Consider the following 21421-nt stretch of genomic DNA (forward strand, 5'->3'; position numbering starts at 1 on the left):
ATGAAAGTAACCCAAGCGGAATTCGTAATCAGCGCCGTTGGCCCTGACCAGTATCCTGAGGACGCCTTGCCGGAGATTGCTCTGGCAGGGCGTTCCAATGTAGGTAAGTCTTCACTTATCAATCGTATGATCAACCGCAAAAATTTGGCGAGAACGAGTTCGACGCCGGGCAAGACCCAGCATCTCAACTATTACCGCATCAATGAAGATTTGTATTTCGTCGATTTCCCCGGATACGGTTACGCGAAGGTGTCCAAGACCCAGCGGCAGGTGTGGGGCAAAATGATCGAGAAGTACCTGCTGGAGCGGGATACGCTCAAGCTGGTGCTGCTGATCGTGGATCTGCGCCATCCGCCGACCAAAGACGACGAAATGATGTATGACTGGCTCAAGCATTATGACATTCCGATTTGCGTGGTAGCCACCAAAGCGGACAAGATTCCGAAGAGCCGCTGGCAAAAGCATGTGAAGCAGATGAAGGAAGCTCTTTTACTGCGTAAAACCGACGCGTTTGTCATGTATTCTTCCGAAACCGGGTTGGGCAAAGAAGAGCTGTGGGCCCACATTTCATCTGCTGCCGGACTCGGACAGGAAGAAGCTCAGCAGCAAGAAGGCGAGCATCACGGCGAAGCATAGAGAATGCGCGGGTTATATAGAAATCGCGATATTTTCGGCGTATCGCCTAGGGATCGAGACTTTATCCGGCAGGAAAGTGAGCATCCCGTAAAAAGTTTGCTTAAAAATCCGTTTTAATCCGGTTTTTTATGAAATATGAAGAAAATTCATGCTTTCATCCGCAAGCAATCGTTTCGAGATGTGCTGTATAATAATACTAAGGATCTTTAGAAGTTCGTCTTCGGCGTACGTTCACGGAAAGCCAGACCGCCTGACGGCGGAAATTTTTCTTGCGATTATGGAATGAATCCGGTGCAGCAATGGGATTAATTCCGTAATCATAAAAAAGAATTGAGGAGATTTTTATGGCTCAGCGGTTAGCCACAGAGTATGTTAAAGCCACTTTTCAAATGACAGAGCTCCAATTGAACCAGTTTATGCATTCGGCTGAATGCTGTCACATGCACATCATTGTCAAGGTGCTGGACAGCGGAGGACAAGAGATTGTACTGGAAGACGAAAGCGGTGAGGAGGTTCATTTCCCTCTGGAAAGCAAAAATGGCCTGTACTTCTGTGAGTTGTCATGCCGCTTGGTGAACCCTCGTATGACAAACCTGGTACGCAAGCTGTTTGTTGCCTGCAAAGGCGAAGGCATTGTTAACCGGATTTATCAAGGATTCACAATGATGTATTATTATGAAAACGGCTCGGTCCGCATGATTTCGGAAGTGACTCCATCCCGAAGCAAGCTTGTGTATGAATATAAGCATACGGCTGGCGAACTGCAGCGTGTCTATCAGCTCGATGACGTGGAGCAGGAAATATCCCTGCTTTACCAGGATATAAACTACTGGCTGGATGAGCGGAACAAAGCGGAAACCAGCGAACAGATCGCCCGCATCGACGACAAGCTGCGCCAAGGCGCCGCAAAATGGTTTGCTTTAGAGGCCTAATTGCATACATGATGTAGGGAATTCCTTTTTTCGATAAAATGAATGATTATCCAAGAGAAGCAGCGGCTTCCTATCGTTCAATTTATGGAGATGAAGGGGTTCCTTTTTTGTTGAAGATCAGAGCAGAGCGCTTTATGCATAAGTATCGATAACACCCATTTATCCGCATTCCAGCTGGGACAAAAAGGAATAAAATAAAACGCCGGGGAACGTAAAAAAAGTATTGCAATTCGCCCTTATAGATGTTATTTTTAATCTCGTTGAAAAGAATATATTAGGAACCAGGATTCACTCAGGACATTGAATGTTGCGAGAGATTATTCCCTCGGGAAGTGAATGACGTAGGTCCTAGCGGATGAAATTTTCAAATATTTTATTCCTAGGAAGGGGGAAACCGGAAGATGGAATATTCAACTTTCGGAAGACACGTTGCTGTTGATACTTGGGGAGTCGACTTTGATATGCTGAACGACGCTGAGTTTTTGCAGGCCCAGATGGTTGAGGCAGCGGAAGCATGCGGCGCTACAGTGATGTCGGTTCAATCCAAGCAGTTTGAACCTCAAGGAGCGACAGTGCTTGTTTTGCTGTCAGAAAGCCACCTCTCGATTCATACGTATCCTGAGAGAGGATTTGCAGCCATTGATTGCTACACCTGCGGCGAAACAGTCGATCCACAACTGGCAATTGATTACCTGGTGTCCGTATTGAAGCCTGAAAAAACGTATGCGAAAAAGCTTGTGCGCGGTTTGGGTGAGTTGAAGGTGGAAACGCCGGAAATGAAAGAGGCCGAGCTGGTATAAAGGCTGCGCGCTTACCAACGATAATGAATCATGGCCATGGAGATCCTTCTCCGTGGTCATTTGTTTTCTATGGCCCCATATACTATAGGTATGAAACAAGCTCGTGATAAGGGGGCGGGGTCCATGAGAAGACGAAAGCTCAGAGATCTGCTATTTTTGGGACTGATTGTCCTGCTGCTGATCGTTTTGGCGTACCAGGCATACCGGATGATGCGACCGCAGTCCGGACATGCCGATGCGGAGCAAATGTTGTATGAAGTATCCGTTTTTCAAATACAGGTGCTGAACACGTCCCTTTTGGACGCGGCGCATATGAATAACACCGGGGAGCTGAATGCGCTGAAGCTTGCGGCTTATTCGGCTGCCTACACCCATGAGCGGCTGGTGAAATCGCTCGGCATGAATAAGCTTTATTCTTTTCCGGCCATAGATGGGTTGATCGACCTCATCACGACCTGGCAGATTGGAGGCAACCGGCCGTTAAGCGATGCGGAAAAGGAACTGATCGGCAAATACAGTGAGTTATTTTCGAATGTGGTTTTGCCATATCAGCAGCTGCTCAGTGAGAACGGGAAGGTCATCGCTTCCCAGGACGACCAGCTTGAAAAAACGGGCAAGCAGCTTGCAGACCTGGTTAAGGGCAGGTAACGAATGGTTAATAAGACAGTATAATCTCCGGTGGTTTAAGGCAAGATAGTAAAACACAAGCGTACTTTTGACCAATCCATGTATTTTCATAAACATTTCATAAAATCTCTCGGGGTTACTTTACAACTGTGATATAATTAACATGATGAAAATGAATAGCAAGCAAAAAAGTAATCCTGAATTGGATCTTTTTTTTTGAAATGAACCTTAGGCAGGTGAACATGTAATGCATATCGTCGTTGTCGGATTGAACTATCGCACAGCGCCTGTAGAAGTAAGGGAACGTTTTACATTTGAACAAAATGAACTGCCGGAAGCGCTCAGCCAGCTTATGCTGACTAAAAGCGTGATGGAAGGCGTCATCGTTGCGACTTGCAACCGTACGGAGATATATGTTGTGGTGGACCGCCTGCATATGTGCGGATATTTTATTCGCAGCTTTATGGAGCAGTGGTTTGACATTCCCCGTGAGGAATTCACCCAACATTTATATATATATGAAGACGAGCAGGCGATTTCCCACCTCTTCCGCGTGACCTGCGGACTTGATTCCATGGTGATCGGGGAAACGCAAATTCTGGGTCAGGTTCGTACCGCATTTTTGCAAAGTCAGCAGGAAAAAGCGACCGGAACATGGTTTAACATGCTGTTTAAGCAAGCTGTGACGCTTGGCAAAAGAGCACATTCCGAAACTTCGATCGGCGAGAGCGCCGTTTCCGTCAGCTACGCGGCTGTAGAGCTGGGCAAACGGATTTTTGGCATGTTTGATGATAAGAAGGTGCTGATTCTAGGGGCCGGCAAAATGAGCGAGCTTACGGTTAGGCACTTGTACGCGAACGGGGCGGAAGAGGTTATTGTAGCCAATCGTACCCTCGCCCGTGCGGAGGAGCTTGCCAGCAAGTTCAAAGGCACACCGTGCACGATGGAGCAGGCGCTGGAACGTCTGCATGAAGTGGATATCCTGATCAGCTCCACAGGAGCAAAGGATTATGTGCTGGACCGGGCACAAGTGAGCGAAAGTATGAAGAAGCGGCAGTCCCGTCCGCTGTTTATTATCGACATTGCCGTTCCGCGTGACATCGACCCGACCATTGCGGAACTGAACAACGTCTTCCTGTACGATATCGACGATCTGGAAGGCATTGTGGAGAGCAATCTGGAGATGCGCAGAGCCGAGGCAGCCAAAATCGAAGTGATGATTCAGGAAGAAATGGACGAGTTCCATCAATGGCTCAAAACGTTGGGCGTTCGTCCGGCCATTCGGGCCTTGCAGGAAAAATCCTCAAGCATTCACGAAGAGACGCTGCAAAGCTTGTTTAACAAGCTGCCGGAGCTCGATGAGCATCAGCGCAAAGTCATCCGCCGCCTGACCAAGAGCATCGTCAACCAGATGATGCATGATCCGATCAACCGGATCAAGGAAATGACGGCAGGCAAGAACGGAAATGAGGCGCTGGAGTATTTTACGCAAATTTTCGCATTGGAAGACGATTTGAATGAAGCCGGACGGGAGACGGACGCGTTGAAACCATCCGTTTCGGGCAAAAATGAACTCAGCAGAGAGAAGCATGAAAACAAACCATTTGCCATCAAAGGTTCGCTGACGCCAGCAAGCCTGTAAAGGCGCTTAGGGGGAGTGGACATGCTCACTGGATTTTATGATGCCGGTATTTATATCTATGCCCTGAGCCTTCTGTTTTTTATCTCGGATTGCATACGACGCAATCGGGACGCGAAGCGGATGGGAACAGGGCTTCTTGCTGTAGTCGGAGTGTTACAGGCAGGTGCCTTAGTCATCCGGGCGGTTGAGGAGCGGGCGCTTCCTATTTTTACGCCTTTTGATTTTCTGCTTCTGCTATCGTTCAGTCTGGTGGTTGCTTCTTTAATCATCAATCTGCTGCAGCGGGCGGAATTTGCCGTTCTTCTGCTCAGCCTCATCGGCTTTAGCATTCACGTGCTGGACAGGCTCTGGTTCTCGCCGGGGAACAATCCGTTGAAGCACTGGGAGACCGTACACGGACTTCTTGTTCTGCATATTACATTAGCCAATCTCAGCTTTGTCATCTATACGATCGCTGCGGTATTCGCGGTGATGTATCTTTTCCTTCACCGAAAATTGAAAGGAAAGAAATGGACGGATACGGTTCGGCGGCTGCCCAGCCTGGAGCTGATGGACAAATACGCTTACTCGCTGGCCTTCATCGGAACGCCGGTGCTGACCGTCTCCTTTATTGTCGCGGCGCTATCCGTCATTTCAGAAGGAAGGCTGAATCTTCTTCTGGATTTGAAGGTAATAGCCACGTTCGCTGGGCTCGGCTTCTATTATTTCTATTTGTTCAAGAAGCGTTCGCATCAGCATTCGGGCTCTTTCATGGCCAAATGGATTTTGACCGGGTATGTTTTTATTATTCTCATTTTCGTGTTGAATACGTGGTCTGATTTTCACCACTGGAGCGGGGAGTGAGGGCATCCTTGTCTACATATGTACCTGTCATGCTGGACTGCAAAGACCGGGTTTGCATCGTCATCGGCGGGGGGCAAGTAGCTGAAAGAAAGGTGAAGGAGCTGCTGGCCGGACAGGCATCGGTCACGGTCATCAGCCCTTCGGTAACCCCGGCTCTGCGGCATGGTCACGAGCAGGGAGAACTGCGGTGGCTCTGCCGAAAATATGCCGAAGGCGATCTGCAAGGCGCTTTTATGGTCCATGCCGCCTCGGACGATCCCAAAGTGAATGAAAACGTGGTGGCCGAAGCCAGGACGAGAGGGATTCTGGCGAATGTGGCCGATCAGCCGCAGCTAGGGAATTTTATACATCCCAGCGTGCTGCGGCGCGGCCGGCTGGTAATATCCGTTTCGACCTCAGGGGCGGGACCGCTTGCCGCCAGGGCAATCCGGAGAAGGCTGGAAGAGGACTTTGGAAAGGAATTCGAGGCATATCTCGATCTTTTATATGATTTACGGAATGGGATCAAGCAGCAGGTTAGCGATCCGGTTACCCGGCAAGCCTTATTAAGGAAGGCGAGCGATTTGCGGCTGGCGGACGCTCTGCGCCATGGGGCTGCAAGGCCTTGGAGTATGGAAGAGATCGAACAGTGGATCAAAGACAATCAGGAGGAATGGGAATGCGGACAATCGTAGTAGGCAGCAGACAAAGTGCCCTTGCACTGACTCAGACGGGGCAGGTAATCGATGACCTGAAGAGGCTTTGCAAGGAGCATGGCTTTGATTTTGAGTTTGAGGTGAAGAAAATCGTGACCAAGGGCGACCGCATCCTGGATGTGACGCTCTCCAAAGTGGGCGGAAAAGGATTGTTCGTCAAGGAAATCGAGCAGGCCATGATGGATGGCGAAATCGACATGGCTGTTCACAGCATGAAGGATATGCCGTCCGTGCTGCCTGATGGCCTGGTGAACGGAGCGGTGCCCCGCCGTGTGGATCCGCGCGATTGCCTGATCACGCTGGAAGGAAAAAGCATCGATGAGCTGCCGCAAGGCGCCAAGGTGGGGACGAGCAGCCTGCGCCGCTCCAGCCAGCTGAAGGCGTACCGCCCGGATCTTGTGCTTGAGCCAGTTCGCGGCAATATCGACTCGAGGCTGAAAAAGCTGGAGACCGAAGGCTTTGAGGCGATCCTGCTTGCAGCGGCCGGACTGTACCGGATGGGCTGGGAGGACAGGATTACGGCCTATATTCCGGTTGAAACCTGCCTGCCTGCGGTCGGACAAGGGGCGCTCGGCATCGAATGCCGTGAAGACGATACGGAGCTGCTGAAGCTGCTGGCCCTATACAATGATAAGGAATCCGAAATAACGGTTGCGGCAGAGCGCAAGTTTCTGGGCGTTCTGAACGGCGGCTGCCAGGTGCCAATTGGAGCGCACGCGGTCCTGGTGGAAGCGCCGGAAGGACATTCCCTTGCCGGACAAAACGTTATACAATTGACAGGAATGGTCGGCTCTCCGGAAGGGGACGTCATCCTGAAAGAAACGCTGCTTGGCACGGATCCGGTACAGCTTGGGGAAGAAGTTGCCGGGAAGCTGATTGAACGGGGAGCAGAGAAAATTCTCGAACAAGTCCGGGAGTAGGGGGATGTGGAGATGGCGGGAAAAGTATATCTGGTTGGTGCAGGCCCAGGCCACGCCAAGTTAATTACTGTGAAAGGTCTTGAATGCCTGCAAAAAGCGGATGTGGTTGTCTACGACCGTCTTGCTGCTCCTCAATTGCTTGGGGCCGTGAAGCCGGGCGCCCGCAAAATCTATGTGGGAAAGCTGCCGGATCGTCATACGATGAAGCAGGAGGAGATTAACCGGCTTTTGGTCGACTTGGCCTTGGAAGGAAACACGGTTGTGCGCTTAAAAGGCGGCGATCCCACCATTTTCGGACGCGTAGGCGAAGAAGCCGGACTTCTTCAAAAGAACGGAATCCCTTATGAGATTGTCCCTGGCGTAACGGCCGCGATCGGCGTTCCGGCTTATGCCGGCATTCCCGTCACGCACCGGGAGCTGGCATCCTCGCTGTCGATTATTACCGGCCATGAGAGTCCGGACAAGCTGGACCATATGATCGATTGGGAAAAGGTAACGAATGCGACGGGCACGCTGATTTTTATGATGGGCGTGTCCAAAATTGGATATATTGCGGATCAGCTTATGAAGCACGGGCGTCCGGGGCATACGCCCGTAGCCCTTGTCCGCTGGGGAACCCGCGCTGAACAGGATACGCTAACGGGCACGCTTGCTGATATTGAGGAGCGGGTGCTCGCCGCAAACTTTCAGCCTCCAGCCGTCATTGTCGTCGGCGACGTCGTGCTTCAGAGAGAGCAGCTGAAGTGGGCGGAGCATCTTCCGCTTTTCGGCAAACGGATTCTCGTGACGCGCGCCAAGTCGCAAGCTTCCGAGCTCGTGGACCGGATTGATGAGCTTGGCGGCGAACCTTATGAATTTCCCGTCATCGAGACGGTTTATCCGCAGGATCCGGATAAGCTGGACTGGATTCGGGATGCTTTTTCCAGGCTTGAAACCTATGACTGGGTGTTTTTTACGAGCGTTAATGGCGTGGAATATTTCTACCGGCATCTGGCTGAGCAGGGCCTGGATATTCGGAGCCTGCACCGGGCGAAGATTGCCGCGGTCGGCCCGGCTACGGCCCAAGCGCTCAAAGAGCGGGGAGTGATACCGGTCGAGCTGCCCGGAAAATTCCAGGCGGAGGGCATGATCGAAACCTTGGGCGGGCATCTTGAGCCCGGAGATAAGGTGCTGCTGCCCCGCGGCGATCTGGCGCGGACCTGGCTGCCCGAGAAGCTGGAAGAGATGGGGCTGGAGGTTACGGCTGTCGATACGTATCAGACAGTAATTACCGAGGACGAGGATCGGGAGCTGATCCGGCTGCTTGAGGAAGGCGCCATTCATGTCATTACGTTTACCAGCTCTTCCACGGTAACCTATTTGATCGAGAAATTGAAACGGATGGGGATCGGGGACCCGGTTCAACTTCTCAGCAGGTCGGCGACGGCATGCATCGGAGAAGTGACTGCCAAAACGGCCAGTGAAGCAGGCCTGCGGGTCAGCATGGTTGCCGGTCAGGCGACGATCGAAGGGCTTATGGAAGAGATCTGCTGCTATATGAACGGTCAACACCAAGAAGTGAACTGAAAATAATGAACAAATGCGAATTAGGAGGTCACAGATATGAGTTTTCCCATTGTTAGACATCGTCGTCTGCGTCAATCCACAGGCATGCGCAATATGGTGCGCGAAACCGTACTGAATGTGAACGATTTGATCATGCCGATTTTCGTGACATACGGACAAGGAATCAAGAATGAAATATCCTCTATGCCGGGAATCTACCATTTCTCGCTGGATACCTTGAAGGCTGAAGTGGATGAAATCGTGGCGCTCGGCATTCCGGCCGTGCTGCTGTTCGGCATTCCGGAAACGAAGGACAGCGTAGGTACATCCGCTTTCATTGAAGACGGGATCGTACAGGAAGCAACACGGCTGATCAAGAAATGGTATCCGGAACTGCTCGTCGTGGCGGATACCTGCCTATGCGAATTTACCGATCATGGCCACTGCGGCATGGTGCACACGTTTGAGGTGGACGGTCAGGTTCATGGCGATGTCATGAATGACGAATCGCTTGAGCTGCTTACGAAGACCGCCGTATCCCAGGCAAAAGCCGGGGCGGACATTATCGCACCATCCAACATGATGGACGGTTTCGTGCAGGCGATCCGTGCCGGCTTGGACGAAGCCGGATTTGAGCATGTGCCGATTATGTCTTATTCGGTTAAATACGCCTCCGCTTTCTACGGACCTTTCCGTGAAGCGGCGGATTCCGCACCGCAGTTCGGCGACCGCAAAACGTATCAAATGGACCCGGCGAATGCCCGCGAGGCGCTGCGCGAAGCCGAAACCGACGTGCTGGAAGGCGCGGATATGCTGATGGTAAAACCTGCGCTGGCCTACATGGACGTCATCCGTACCTTGAAAGATCAATTTGACCTGCCGCTCGTCGCGTATAACGTCAGCGGTGAATATTCGATGGTGAAGGCTGCCGCTCTGCAGGGCTGGATCAGCGAAAAGGCGATCGTTCAGGAAATGCTTACGGGCATGAAGCGCGCCGGAGCCGACATCATCATTACTTATTTTGCCAAGGACGCCGCCCGCTGGATGCAGGAGCGTTAAAATATCGAAACGGGAGTGACTTTCATGAGTATGTCTGGAAAGCGTAAAGAAGAGGCTTCCCGCACTGCGTTTGAAGAAGCCAAGCACTATCTGCCCGGCGGGGTGAACAGCCCTGTCCGTGCATTTAAATCGGTCGGCCTGACGCCTATTTATGTGGATCATGCCAAGGGATCGCGAATTTACGATATAGACGGCAACAGCTTTATCGATTATATCGGTTCCTGGGGTCCGCTTATTATGGGACATGCCCATCCGGAAGTCATCTCGGCCATTCAGGAGACGGCGGCGAAAGGCACCAGCTTTGGCGCTCCGACCCTGATTGAAACGGAAATGGCGAAGCTCGTCTGCGAACGCGTGCCTTCGATCGATGTCGTGCGGATGGTGAACTCGGGTACGGAAGCGACGATGAGTGCGATCCGTCTTGCGCGCGGGTACACCGGACGCGGCAAGATTTTGAAATTTGAAGGCTCTTATCACGGCCATGCGGACAGCCTGCTGATTAAAGCAGGGTCGGGCGTCGCTACACTGGGTCTGCCTGACAGCCCCGGCGTACCGGAAAGCGTGGCTTCGAGCACCATTACGGTTGCTTACAATGATCTGGAATCGGTAAAAGTAGCGTTTGAACGCTTCGGCGAAGAAATTGCCTGCGTCATTGTGGAGCCGATCGCCGGCAACATGGGGGTTGTGCCTCCGCTGCCAGGCTTCCTGCAAGGTCTGCGCGACATTACGACACGCTACGGCAGCCTCTTGATTTTTGATGAAGTCATGACTGGCTTCCGCGTGAACATTCACTGTGCGCAAGGACTGTTCGGCATCACGCCTGATTTGACCTGCCTCGGCAAGGTTATCGGCGGAGGGCTTCCGGTCGGCGCCTATGGCGGCAAACGCGAAATCATGGAGCAGGTGGCTCCATCCGGACCGATCTACCAGGCGGGAACGCTCAGCGGCAATCCGCTGGCCATGGTAGCCGGGTATACGACACTCAAGCTGTTGACGCCGGCGGTATACGAGCAGCTTGAGGAGCGCGCTTCGCGCCTGGCGGCCGGCTTTACGAAGAATGCCCAGGAGCTTGGCGTTCCGGTGACTCTGAACCGCGTCGGATCGATGGTTTGCCCGTTCTTCACGGAAGGACCGGTTGTCAACTATGATACGGCCAAAGCGAGCGATCTGAAGCGCTTTACGAAGTATTTTGCGAACCTGGTCGAAGAGGGAGTCAGCGTGGCTCCTTCCCAGTTCGAAGGGATGTTTGTGTCGGCTGCGCATAGCGTCGAGGATATCGATGCCACGATCGAAGCCAACTACAACGCCCTGAAAAACCTGTGATCACGTGGTCGCGAAGAGGCCAGTGGCTGGAGCTGTCCCCCGGTAAGAGTCTGAGCGCAGCTTCAAACCGGGATGAGGCAGCAGCGGCTTGGCTGCTGGGTACGCTCGGTATGCCTGAAAAGCTTCTGAACCGCCTGCGTACAAATAAAGAAATAGAGTGGAAAGGGGACCGGCTTAGGCTGGCCCTCTTTCCTGTTCAACCGGCGGGCATCGAACCAATCTGGCGGGAGCTGGACGTTCTGTACGAGGACGATTTTTGCCTGGTGGTGCATAAGCCTGCGGGTATGAATATTCACCCGGACGGTGCAAAAGGGGCTTCGGAGCCGACGCTTGATCATGCAGTCGCCGCGCATTATCAGATGCAGGGGGAGGAAGTGTCCGTACGCCATATCCATAGACTGGATCGGGAGACGTCAGGTCCAGTTGTATATGCCAAAAATGACTGGGCTCAGTTGAAGCTGGATGAAGATATGCGTCATAAGCGAATCGCACGCAGTTATGCGGCTTTTGTACAGGGGAAGGTCTCTTCGGAGCTGTCGGTCATCGACCTGCCGATCGGCAAGGACCGCCATCATAAGCAGCGAAGACGGGTATCCCCGACAGGACAGCACGCCGTTACTCATGTGCGGCTTGCTGAGAGCTATCCCAAGGCATCCTTGGTGCGTTTGGAGCTGGAAACGGGCCGGACGCATCAGATCCGCGTCCACCTCAGCCATGTGGGACACCCGCTGCTGGGGGACGCTTTGTACGGCGGCAGCACGGACTGGATCGCCAGGCAGGCCCTGCATGGTGAGCGGATTGCTTTCAGCCACCCGTTGACCGCAGAGCGGATAGAGATCCATGATCCCTGGCCGGAAGACTTGCAGCAGCTGCATCAAAAGCTGATCAAAACCAAATAAGCAAATATATGGATTACGAGCGACGTAGCGAAGAGGGCGGAATCGTTCTGAAGAAACGCGACAACTATAAGAACAATCCGTTATCGCAGCGGCTCGTATACCGCCAAGAAATGTTCGGCGCAAACCTTAAGACAGGTGCAAAAATGGAATGCCCTCCTATTTGGAGCATATAGATAGAATGAGTAACGCATTTTGGGGCTCATGCCGTGAGCAGACTCTCATGGTTAGAAATATGCCGAAAGGAGGACATTATCTGTGTTTGATCAGTCCTACGGTTTGCGCTTTGATATTTATGAACGAATCCATCTCTCGGAAGATGTGTCCGGCATTGCCGAGCTGGAAGAAATCGAACTGCTGCCTCATATTCAGGTGATCAGCCAAGGCGAGCAGGTTGCGCTTCGGGGCCATTTGCTGCTGAACGGGCTGTATAGAGGAGACGGGGAGGAGGACGAAACGCAGCGTCTGGAACATTTTATTCCTGTTGAAATCACCGTTCCTTCCAATCGCGTATCTTCTCTGGATGAGATTGCAGTAGAAATTGAAAACTTCGATGTAGATCTTTTATCCCAGCGCAGCTTGAATATTACCGGTGTGCTGTCTCTCCGGGGCATTGAGACGGCAGTCAGCGAATCGGCAGGCGCCTGGAACGCTGATGAATTTACGGTTGTACATGCGTCTGACGATCCGGCGGAAGATCCGGTTCTGGCTGCGTTTTTGGAGGAAGAGGAGGAGCGCGCTGATGCGGCAGAGATCAGGGAGACGAATGAGGCACCGGCTGCAGAATACAGCGAAACGCCTGCCTATATCACCGAAACGTCGCCGCCTGAGCCTGCTGAATTGTTCGGCTCCGACGAGGTCCGGCCGCAGCATCCGTCGCCGCAAGAGCCGTCTTTCCAGGAGCGTGCGGATAGCGAGCCGCAGGAGCCTGAAGAGGTATTTGCTCCATCCGCGTTACATACGGACAAGGAATCCGTTGAACGCAGCGGGAACAAAACGGCGTCTAACGTCTGGCATTTCGAGCATGAAGACGAAGCGGAGCTGCTTCACCCGGAAAACTCGGCCATCGCGGCCAACGAAGAAGAGGATCAGGAGACCGATATTTACCTGACTTCCATTGACCAGGAGCCCGCGTTTCCGTTCAGCGCTTTCCACCAGGAAACGGTTCATCAGGAGGAAGGCGCGGATGAACGTGAACTGCGAATCGGACTTAGCAGCAAAAAAGAAACGCAAGCGGATCCCAAGGGCGCTATCGGCTTTTCATCGCTTTTGACTTCCAGCCGTTCTCTGAAAGAGCAGGAGCAGCTGGCCGTGTCGGAAGAACCGCAAAAGGAAGAAGCGGAACGCGAAGCAGCAGGGAACGACGATATCCAGTGGCAAAATCTGTTCCTCGGAAGCAGCTCGGAGAAAAATCAATTCCGTAAGGTAAGGCTCTGCATCGTTCAGCGGGAGGAAACGCTCGAGACGATCGCGAGCCGTTATCAGCTCAGCGCCCGCGAGATTTTGCTGTATAACCGTCTTGCGGAGCAGACCATCGAGGAAGGGCAGATTCTATATATCCCGTAAGGCTGAATATAGAAGCCACAAGAAGAAAGCGTCCGGCGCTGGAAAAAGAGCCCGGGCGCTTTTTGCTGCACCAGGTTTAAGAACGGTACATAGGATAATAATAAAGATAGCGTGCATTCTTAGGCGATATTCCGGTATAATCCAGGCATGTTGACTTAAATCATCAACCAAGTTATGATAATCATATATTTTGTCAAGAACGATGATCGGGAAGAGTAGGATGACATGCCCTTCAGAGAGCGGAATTGCTGCGCTGTAAGATTCCGCAGGATGCATTCAACCCAAAGTCGCCCGGGAGTTGTCTGCTTGAGCCCAGGTACCGTACTTGGGGTAGGGCAGGACCGGCCGCAGCCGTTATCTGCATGAGTGTCGCGTATTTGATGGCAGCTGTCCGAGGGCAGCAGGGCCGCTCGCCAAGATCTGTAGCTATATGATCGGCATACGCGAAACAAAGGTGGTACCGCGAAAGAACAGCTTTCGTCCTTTGAGGACGAGGGCTTTTTTGTTTTTTCATAAACCAAAGCTGATCTTGTGATGGAGGAATGCAAACAATGACAGAGCAGGACAACAAATTAACGACAGAAATGCCGACGACATACGATCCGAAGGCAGCGGAAGAGAAATGGTACAAATACTGGATTGAAGGCGAGTTCTTCAAAGCGGGTCAGCGTAAAGACGCCAAGCCCTACACGATTGTCATTCCGCCGCCGAACGTAACGGGTATGCTCCATATTGGACACGCACTCGATTTCACGCTGCAGGATATCCTGGTGCGCACGAAACGGATGCAGGGCTTTGACGCGCTCTGGCTTCCGGGCTCCGACCATGCGGGCATCGCCACGCAGACGAAAGTGGAGCAGAAGCTCCGCGAAGAGGGCGTAACGCGCTATGATCTGGGACGGGAGAAGTTCCTGGAGAAGGTATGGGAGTGGAAAGACAAATATGCGGAAACCATCCATGAGCAGTGGGCGAAAATGGGCTTTTCCCTCGATTATTCCAGAGAACGGTTTACGCTGGATGAGGGCTTGTCCAAAGCCGTACGCGAGGTTTTCGTCAAACTGCATGAAAAAGGCCTGATTTACCGCGGCAAGCGCATTATCAACTGGGATCCGGCTGCACGCACGGCGCTTTCCGATATCGAAGTCGAATACAAAGAGGTTCAGGGCCACTTGTATCATCTTTCCTATCCACTGAAGGACGGAAGCGGCCATATTACGGTTGCAACCACGCGTCCGGAAACGATGCTCGGCGATTCGGCTGTAGCCGTTCATCCGAAGGATGAGCGCTATAAGGACATGATCGGAAAAATGCTCGTTCTGCCGATTGTCGGCCGGGAAATCCCGATCATTGCCGACGAATACGTTGACAAGGAATTCGGAAGCGGCGCCGTCAAAATCACGCCTTCCCATGACCCGAACGACTTCGAGGTAGGACTGCGCCATGACCTCCCGCAAATCACGGTTATGGACGAAACCGGCACGATGAATGAGCTGGCCGGCAAGTACCAGGGCCTCGACCGCAGCGACTGCCGCAAGCATATCGTTCAGGACCTGAAAGAGCAGGGCGTATTGATCCGAATCGAGGACCATGTCCACCAGGTTGGACACAGCGAGCGCACGGGCGCCGTTGTCGAGCCTTATCTGTCCACCCAGTGGTTCGTTAAAATGCAGCCGCTGGCCGAAGCCGCCATCGAAGCCCAAAAATCAGGCAAAGGCGTAAACTTCGTGCCTGACCGATTCGAAAAAACGTATCTGAACTGGATCGAAAATGTACGCGACTGGTGCATTTCCCGCCAGCTCTGGTGGGGTCACCGCATTCCGGCCTGGTACTGCGAGTCCTGCGGCGAGATTCATGTAGCCCATGAAGACGTAACGAAATGCTCGAAGTGCGGCTCTACCTCGCTCCGTCAGGACGAAGATGTGCTCGACACCTGGTTCAGCTCGGCGCTGTGGCCGTTCTCGACGCTCGGCTGGCCTGACCAGACTGAGGATCTGAAGCGGTATTATCCGACGGACGTGCTGGTAACCGGCTATGACATCATTTATTTCTGGGTAGCCCGCATGATTTTTACCGCGCTGGAGTTTACCGGCGAAATTCCGTTCAAAGACGTGCTGATGCATGGTCTCGTGCGCGATCCGGAAGGCAAGAAGATGTCCAAATCGCTTGGAAACGGCGTCGATCCGCTGGATGTCATTGAAAAGTATGGCGCCGACGCGATGCGCTACATGATTTCCACCAGCAGCACGCCGGGACAGGATCTGCGCTTCCGTTGGGAGCGTGTGGAACAGGCCCGAAACTTCGCGAACAAAATCTGGAACGCTTCGCGCTTTGCCTTGATGAACCTGCAGGGATTCACTTATGACGACATTGACATAAGCGGCAAGCTCAGCACGGCAGACCGCTGGATCCTGCACCGTCTGAACGAAACTTCCCGGGACATCACGCGTCTAATAGATGCCTATGAATTTGGTGAAACCGGCCGCCTGCTGTATAACTTCATTTGGGATGACCTCTGCGACTGGTATATCGAATTCTCCAAGCTGTCCCTGTACGGGGAAGACGAGGCAGCGAAGAATACGACCAAATCCGTGCTTTCCTACGTGCTCGACCGGACGCTGCGCATGATCCATCCGTTCATGCCGTTCATTTCCGAGGAGATCTGGCAGCATATTCCGCATCAAGGGGAAACGATTACGCTGGCTTCCTGGCCTGAATTCGATCCGGCTCTCGAGAATGCTGAGGCCGCGCGCGAAATGTCCGTGCTGATGGACGTCATTCGGGCGGTGCGCAACATCCGTGCCGAAGTCAATGTGCCGATGAGCAAAAAGATCGAGCTGATGCTGAAGGCCGGAGATGATCAGGTGCTTCAGATCGTGAAAAGCAACGAAATTTATGTTCAGCGCTTCTGCAACACGTCCAGCTTTGAAGCAGGCCTTGGGCTTGAAACGCCTGACAAAGCGATGACCGCGGTTGTGACCGGGGCGGAGCTGTACCTGCCGCTTGCGGGATTGATCGATATCGACCAGGAAATTGCCCGCCTTGAAAAAGAGCTCCAGACGCTGAATAGCGAAGTGGAACGCGTTGAGAAGAAGCTCGGCAACCAGGGCTTTGTCGCGAAGGCGCCTGCCAAAGTCATCGAAGAGGAAAAGGCGAAGATGGCAGATTACTCCGACAAGCGGAGCAAAGTGATCGCACGGATCGAGGAACTGAAGGGTTAATATACCGCGAAACGATGAACCGGGGATTAAACAGCATCCTAGGACCAAATAAATTCAGAAGGTGAAATGGTAAATGGGAGATCAATTTGAAGCCTCTGCATACCTGAACACATATACAGAAGCTGTAGACTGGATTAACGGGCTGATTCCTTTTGGAATCCGCCCGGGCATGTCAAGAATCGAAAAAATGATGGAGATGCTGAACAACCCGCATCGCCGTCTCAAATTCATTCACGTGGCAGGAACGAACGGCAAGGGATCGACCTGTGCATTCCTGTCCCGGGTTCTTTTGCAAAGCGGCTATACGGTGGGAACGTTCACTTCCCCGTATATCACCAAATTCACAAACCGTTTTCAGTATAACGGTGAGGACATCCCCGAGGAGATGCTGCTTACGCTTGCCAACCGTCTGTATCCGATCGTGGAAGAAATTGCGGCCACCGAGCTCGGATCGCCAACGATGTTCGAGGTTTCGACGGCACTCGCGATTTTGTATTATGCAGAGGAATGCGTGCCGGATATTGTCGTATGGGAGACCGGACTTGGGGGAAGGCTGGATGTAACCAATATTGTTTTCCCTGTGATCTCCGTCATTACGAACGTGGGCATGGATCATACGGACGTGCTCGGCGACACCGTGGAACAGATCGCTTTCGAGAAAGCGGGCATCATCAAGTCGGGCGTGCCGGTCGTCAGCTGTGTGCAGCAGCCGGAAGCCATTGAGGTTCTGCGGAAAAAAGCCGAGGAATGCCGGACCACGCTGTACCTGGCAGGCGAGAAATTCACGTATGAATATACAGGGGAGCAGGGACCGTATCAGTCCTTTCATTTTACGGGTCCTTTCCGTGAGTACGATATTGAAATCGGCATGAAAGGCGAGCATCAGATCGCCAATGCGGCCGGGGCGCTGATGGCTTTGGAGGTTCTGCGCCAGTACATGGCTTTCGTCATGGATGAGGAGGACATCGTGCAAGGCTTCCGCGATACGGTCTGGGCCGGTCGTATGGAGGAAATCGGCTCCACGCCGCGGATTGTATTGGATGGAGCCCATAACCCGGAGGGAGCGGAATCCCTGCGGAAAAGCATTGAGCGGCATTATCCGCACGCACGTTTAAATTTGATGATGGGAATGCTGTCGAATAAGCATCATGAATCCTACTTGAAGCATATACTTCCTATAGTGGATACGCTTATCCTGACCGAGCCGGACTTCCGGAAAAAAATGGACGCTGCAGCGCTGCATGAACTTGCGGAGGGGCTGAAGCATTCCTACGGCAAACCAGGTTTGCAGATCATCGTAGAACCGGATTGGAAGAACGCACTAGAACAACTTAAGTCACGGACAGAAGCGGAGGATTTGGCGGTGGTATCCGGCACGCTTTATTTAATATCGGATGTGCGGGCCGCTCTGCTGGGTCAGACCGATTCTGAAAAAGGTTGGTGAAAATCTGTTGAATACGGAACATGTTCATTTTATCGGTATTGGTGGCTACGGGATGAGCGCCATTGCAAGAGTCATGCTGGAAATGGGTTATAAGGTCACGGGCTCGGATGTGGCTTCCCAGGAATTAACGGAAAAATTGGCCGCCAAAGGCGCCAAAATTTATATCGGACATACGGCAGAGCAAGTTCACGGAGCCGATCTGGTCGTGTACTCGACGGCTTTATCCAAGGACAACGTCGAGCGGGTGGAAGCGGAGCAGCTTAACATCCCGATCCTTCACCGTTCGCAAATGCTTGCGAGACTGCTGAATGAGCGCAAGGGCGTAGCCGTTGCCGGCGCTCACGGCAAAACCACGACATCCTCCATGATCGCTTTGGTCATGGAAGAATGCGGGGTTGACCCGACATACATTATCGGCGGCGAAATTATGAATGTAGGAACCAATGCGAAGGCTGGAAAAGGCGACTTTGTCGTCGCCGAAGCGGATGAAAGCGACGGTTCATTCCTTCAATATCATCCGTGGCTCGGCATTGTGACCAACATCGAAGCCGACCACCTAGAAAACTATGACGGAGACTTTGAGAAGCTGAAGGGAGCTTACGTTCAGTTCCTGAATCAGATTCGCGAAGACGGCACGGCGGTTGTATGCGGCGATGACGTCAACATACAAGCGATCATTCCGGGTATTCGTTGTCAGGTTGCCACCTACGGCATCGACACGAATGCGGAATACACGGCAACCGATCTGGTGCTTGGCGACCGCCATGTTTCGTTTACGATGAACCACAAAGGCAAGGCGCTTGGAACGGTGGAATTATCTGTGCCAGGACGCCATAACGTGTACAATGCGATGGCAACGGTGATCTCCTGTCTTCTGGCGGGAATTCCGTTCGAGAAGATCGCTGCCGGCATTTCCAAGTTTCATGGTGCCAAACGCCGTTTCCAGGTGCTTGGCGAAAAGAATGATATATTGATCATCGATGATTACGCCCATCATCCGACAGAGATTGAAGCGACGATCAGTGCGGCCAAAGCGACAGGCAAAAAGATTATCGCCGTCTTCCAGCCGCAGCGGTACACTCGCACCTTCTTCCTGCTGGATGCCTTCAGCCGTGCATTCGGCGAAGCGGATGAAGTCATTATTACCGATATTTATTCGCCTGCGGGCGAAAAGCAGATCGAAGGCGTGCATTCCTCCAAGCTGGTCGAGCTGATCGTGAAAAACAGCAATGCCGGCGCGAGATATCTTCCGACCAAGGAAGACGTCCTGTCTGATCTGAAGCAGCGCATTCAGCCGGGAACGCTCGTGATCACCATGGGCGCCGGAGATATTTGGAAGGTCGGCTACCAGCTGGCGAAGGAGCTTTAAGCCTTCGAAGCAAGCGTGAATAGCATCTTCCCCGTCAGACTGTCCCATCGCATGCCAATGCGTCCGGGGCAGTCTTTTTTTTCGGCTGCAAGCGAAATATCACCTTGCCTCATCTTAAGCTTCATGACGTAGTCTCTGTCTAAGCAGCATAAACAGGGACAATCTGTCATATATACTTTGTAATGAGACAAGGGTGAGGTGTATAACCGTGAATAAAGCGAGAATGACTTTCCGCTTCAACGAGGAAAGCTCCCATAAGCCTGAATCCGCGCAAAAAAAAGAAGAGAAGGCTATACCGACGAAGAGCGAGGAAAGGGTTGGACAGGATTTGCCGAGGCTTGAGCATGTGGAAGCCAGCCCAACCTCGCGGCATGAAACACCACGCAAGGCCGCAACGAATAACCGGGATCATCTTACCGTGATTCCGGGCCCTATAGATGGATGGTCGGACCCTTTCAACAAAGAAGACCCGTGGAGTGAAATGCTGGCGGGTCAGCAGCCCTTCAGCGAACGGGAGGATAGCGAGGAGCGCCACGATCTTGATGCATTGGACCATGTCGAAGGATTCATTGATCACACGGATGACTGGCGGAATCTTGCCGATGCCGTCTACCCGGAGATTGGAGAAGGGACCTACCGTCCCAGAAAGCCCGCTTCGCCCTGGAAGATCATCGGTACGATTACAGGCGCGATCGTGACAGGCGCCCTGTTCGGATTCGTGGTGCTTTCCTTTTTCAAAGACGGCTCTGAAGGTTCGATCATTCCTGTCAAGCCAAGCGCGCAAAGCGCGGCTCCGGCCCAGGCGGAAGGAAGCCCAATCGTTCCGGTTACGGTACATGTTCAGAGCCAATCGTATTACATGCTTCAGTACGGCGTGTTCAGCAATCAGGAGCGGGCGCTCCAGGCGCAAAAGGAGCTGCAGCAATTCGGCATTGCCGCAGGTCAGGATCCGGACCAGGAAAACCGCGTGTATGCAGGGATGTCGACCGACCGCGATCAGGCCAAGCTTCTCAGCAGCCAATTAAAATCCGAGGGGATTGAGCTGTACGTCAAAGAAATATCGCTGCCCGCGGCAACGCAAATGGAATTCGCCGGAGATGCCGGCATCGTCAATCAATATTTCGCGGTGAGTTCGGAGCTTGTATCCAAGCTCAGCCAGCTGTCCGCGAGCCTGCTTGCTCAAGAGAATCCGCCGGCGCTGGATGAAGAGAACCAAGCAGCGTTAACGAACCTGCACAGCCGCTGGCTGGAGTCGATCAAATCGCTGCAAACCGGTATCGGAAATGATGCGGAAGAGCTAGGAACCCAAATGGAGCAGTCGATGAACAGCGCGATATCGGCCATCACGGAATATGACCGGAACCGATCCAAGGGACACTTGTGGGAAGTTCAATCCGGCATGATGCAGTATATCGCGCTGCAGAAGCAGCTGATCTCCAGGCTGGAAAAAGCGTAAAAAAGGCGCGCAGGAACAGCTTGGGAGGAAGATGCTGGAAGGTTGGTTTGGAGCCATATTTTGCAGGTCAAGACATGTCCGGTATGGAACTGGAAATAGTTCCCCATACCGGATTTGTGTTTGTATTGGTGTCCAAATAACCGTATAATAAATTGGGTGTCAAAATATGGCGAGGGAAGAGAAGGATGAAAAAGAACGTAGGAATACTGCTCTTGTTTATACTGCTTGGATGGCTGGCGGGTGCCTGGATCGCTAAGGCCCTGGAACCTGTACAAGCCCTTTCTTTTCTGACTGCTTCAACACCGATCAAGTGGTCACCGCAAGCTAATTTGGACATTATCAGCTACGACATCACCATTCAATTGAAACTTAGCCTGCTGAGTTTGATCGGCATCATCGTCTCCGTGTGGCTGTATCGCAGGCTGTAACAACAGAGACAAAGGAGATCCT

General features: G+C 52.7%; 18 protein-coding genes and 1 other annotated feature. All 18 genes read left to right on the top strand.

Going from position 1 to position 21421, the window contains the following annotated elements; genetic code table 11:
• The gene (yihA, locus tag PCH05_RS23240) at positions 1 to 636 is read left to right on the top strand and encodes a ribosome biogenesis GTP-binding protein YihA/YsxC (protein ID WP_127606397.1); all 636 of its coding nucleotides are present in this window, start codon (positions 1 to 3) and stop codon (positions 634 to 636) included.
• A gap of 344 nt (positions 637 to 980) precedes the next feature.
• Positions 981 to 1568, top strand: coding sequence for a non-ribosomal peptide synthetase module (locus PCH05_RS23245; RefSeq protein ID WP_127606398.1), 588 nt, complete (start codon positions 981 to 983; stop codon positions 1566 to 1568).
• Between the two features lie 401 nt (positions 1569 to 1969).
• Entirely contained in the window at positions 1970 to 2368 is a 399-nt protein-coding gene (gene speD / locus PCH05_RS23250; RefSeq protein ID WP_127606400.1) for an adenosylmethionine decarboxylase, read from the top strand.
• A gap of 123 nt (positions 2369 to 2491) precedes the next feature.
• Positions 2492 to 3016: a hypothetical protein gene (locus tag PCH05_RS23255; RefSeq protein ID WP_127606402.1), complete on the top strand. Its 525-nt coding sequence runs from the start codon at positions 2492 to 2494 to the stop codon at positions 3014 to 3016.
• A gap of 226 nt (positions 3017 to 3242) precedes the next feature.
• Entirely contained in the window at positions 3243 to 4637 is a 1395-nt protein-coding gene (gene hemA, locus PCH05_RS23260) for a glutamyl-tRNA reductase (protein WP_127606404.1), read from the top strand.
• A gap of 21 nt (positions 4638 to 4658) precedes the next feature.
• Complete coding sequence (ccsA, locus tag PCH05_RS23265) at positions 4659 to 5480, top strand: cytochrome c biogenesis protein CcsA (RefSeq protein ID WP_127606406.1); 822 nt, start codon at positions 4659 to 4661, stop codon at positions 5478 to 5480.
• A gap of 8 nt (positions 5481 to 5488) precedes the next feature.
• Positions 5489 to 6154 (top strand): precorrin-2 dehydrogenase/sirohydrochlorin ferrochelatase family protein, encoded by a 666-nt coding sequence (locus PCH05_RS23270; protein ID WP_246049922.1) that lies wholly within the window; start codon positions 5489 to 5491, stop codon positions 6152 to 6154.
• Positions 6139 to 7095: a hydroxymethylbilane synthase gene (hemC, locus tag PCH05_RS23275; protein ID WP_127606408.1), complete on the top strand. Its 957-nt coding sequence runs from the start codon at positions 6139 to 6141 to the stop codon at positions 7093 to 7095. Before PCH05_RS23270 ends, hemC begins: the two co-directional genes overlap by 16 nt.
• A gap of 12 nt (positions 7096 to 7107) precedes the next feature.
• Positions 7108 to 8661, top strand: coding sequence for a uroporphyrinogen-III C-methyltransferase (gene cobA / locus PCH05_RS23280; protein ID WP_127606410.1), 1554 nt, complete (start codon positions 7108 to 7110; stop codon positions 8659 to 8661).
• A gap of 36 nt (positions 8662 to 8697) precedes the next feature.
• Entirely contained in the window at positions 8698 to 9699 is a 1002-nt protein-coding gene (hemB, locus tag PCH05_RS23285) for a porphobilinogen synthase (protein ID WP_127606412.1), read from the top strand.
• A gap of 24 nt (positions 9700 to 9723) precedes the next feature.
• On the top strand, positions 9724 to 11022 hold the full coding sequence (gene hemL, locus PCH05_RS23290; protein ID WP_127606414.1) for a glutamate-1-semialdehyde 2,1-aminomutase: 1299 nt from the start codon (positions 9724 to 9726) through the stop codon (positions 11020 to 11022).
• Positions 11019 to 11921, top strand: a complete 903-nt coding sequence (locus PCH05_RS23295; protein ID WP_127606416.1) for an RluA family pseudouridine synthase — start codon at positions 11019 to 11021, stop codon at positions 11919 to 11921. Before hemL ends, PCH05_RS23295 begins: the two co-directional genes overlap by 4 nt.
• Positions 11922 to 12176: 255 nt before the next feature.
• Positions 12177 to 13484 (top strand): LysM peptidoglycan-binding domain-containing protein, encoded by a 1308-nt coding sequence (locus tag PCH05_RS23300; protein ID WP_127606418.1) that lies wholly within the window; start codon positions 12177 to 12179, stop codon positions 13482 to 13484.
• Between the two features lie 193 nt (positions 13485 to 13677).
• Positions 13678 to 13972, top strand: a binding site (T-box leader).
• Between the two features lie 63 nt (positions 13973 to 14035).
• Positions 14036 to 16702 carry a valine--tRNA ligase gene (locus PCH05_RS23305; RefSeq protein WP_127606420.1) on the top strand — a complete coding sequence of 889 codons (2667 nt, stop codon included), beginning with the start codon at positions 14036 to 14038 and terminating at the stop codon, positions 16700 to 16702.
• Positions 16703 to 16775: 73 nt separating this feature from the next.
• Complete coding sequence (locus tag PCH05_RS23310) at positions 16776 to 18146, top strand: bifunctional folylpolyglutamate synthase/dihydrofolate synthase (RefSeq protein ID WP_127606422.1); 1371 nt, start codon at positions 16776 to 16778, stop codon at positions 18144 to 18146.
• Entirely contained in the window at positions 18097 to 19515 is a 1419-nt protein-coding gene (gene murC, locus PCH05_RS23315; RefSeq protein ID WP_174806296.1) for a UDP-N-acetylmuramate--L-alanine ligase, read from the top strand. Before PCH05_RS23310 ends, murC begins: the two co-directional genes overlap by 50 nt.
• A gap of 208 nt (positions 19516 to 19723) precedes the next feature.
• Positions 19724 to 20971 carry an SPOR domain-containing protein gene (locus PCH05_RS23320; RefSeq protein WP_127606426.1) on the top strand — a complete coding sequence of 416 codons (1248 nt, stop codon included), beginning with the start codon at positions 19724 to 19726 and terminating at the stop codon, positions 20969 to 20971.
• A 185-nt stretch (positions 20972 to 21156) separates the two neighbouring features.
• On the top strand, positions 21157 to 21399 hold the full coding sequence (locus PCH05_RS23325; RefSeq protein WP_127606428.1) for a DUF4321 domain-containing protein: 243 nt from the start codon (positions 21157 to 21159) through the stop codon (positions 21397 to 21399).
• Positions 21400 to 21421 lie beyond the last annotated feature (22 nt).

Origin of the sequence: Paenibacillus chibensis, from assembly GCF_004001045.1 — a bacterium.
Taxonomy (GTDB): domain Bacteria; phylum Bacillota; class Bacilli; order Paenibacillales; family Paenibacillaceae; genus Paenibacillus_AQ; species Paenibacillus_AQ chibensis.

Excerpts from the sequence above, each read along its gene's own strand:
- yihA (WP_127606397.1), top strand. The coding sequence starts at position 1 with ATGAAAGTAACCCAAGCGGAATTCGTAATCAGCGCCGTTGGCCCTGAC.
- hemA (WP_127606404.1), top strand. The coding sequence starts at position 3,243 with ATGCATATCGTCGTTGTCGGATTGAACTATCGCACAGCGCCTGTAGAA.
- hemL (WP_127606414.1), top strand. The coding sequence starts at position 9,724 with ATGAGTATGTCTGGAAAGCGTAAAGAAGAGGCTTCCCGCACTGCGTTT.
- PCH05_RS23305 (WP_127606420.1), top strand. The coding sequence starts at position 14,036 with ATGACAGAGCAGGACAACAAATTAACGACAGAAATGCCGACGACATAC.
- hemB (WP_127606412.1), top strand. The coding sequence starts at position 8,698 with ATGAGTTTTCCCATTGTTAGACATCGTCGTCTGCGTCAATCCACAGGC.
- hemC (WP_127606408.1), top strand. The coding sequence starts at position 6,139 with ATGCGGACAATCGTAGTAGGCAGCAGACAAAGTGCCCTTGCACTGACT.
- PCH05_RS23325 (WP_127606428.1), top strand. The coding sequence starts at position 21,157 with ATGAAAAAGAACGTAGGAATACTGCTCTTGTTTATACTGCTTGGATGG.
- ccsA (WP_127606406.1), top strand. The coding sequence starts at position 4,659 with ATGCTCACTGGATTTTATGATGCCGGTATTTATATCTATGCCCTGAGC.
- speD (WP_127606400.1), top strand. The coding sequence starts at position 1,970 with ATGGAATATTCAACTTTCGGAAGACACGTTGCTGTTGATACTTGGGGA.
- cobA (WP_127606410.1), top strand. The coding sequence starts at position 7,108 with ATGGCGGGAAAAGTATATCTGGTTGGTGCAGGCCCAGGCCACGCCAAG.
- murC (WP_174806296.1), top strand. The coding sequence starts at position 18,097 with ATGTGCGGGCCGCTCTGCTGGGTCAGACCGATTCTGAAAAAGGTTGGT.
- PCH05_RS23255 (WP_127606402.1), top strand. The coding sequence starts at position 2,492 with ATGAGAAGACGAAAGCTCAGAGATCTGCTATTTTTGGGACTGATTGTC.
- PCH05_RS23310 (WP_127606422.1), top strand. The coding sequence starts at position 16,776 with ATGGGAGATCAATTTGAAGCCTCTGCATACCTGAACACATATACAGAA.
- PCH05_RS23245 (WP_127606398.1), top strand. The coding sequence starts at position 981 with ATGGCTCAGCGGTTAGCCACAGAGTATGTTAAAGCCACTTTTCAAATG.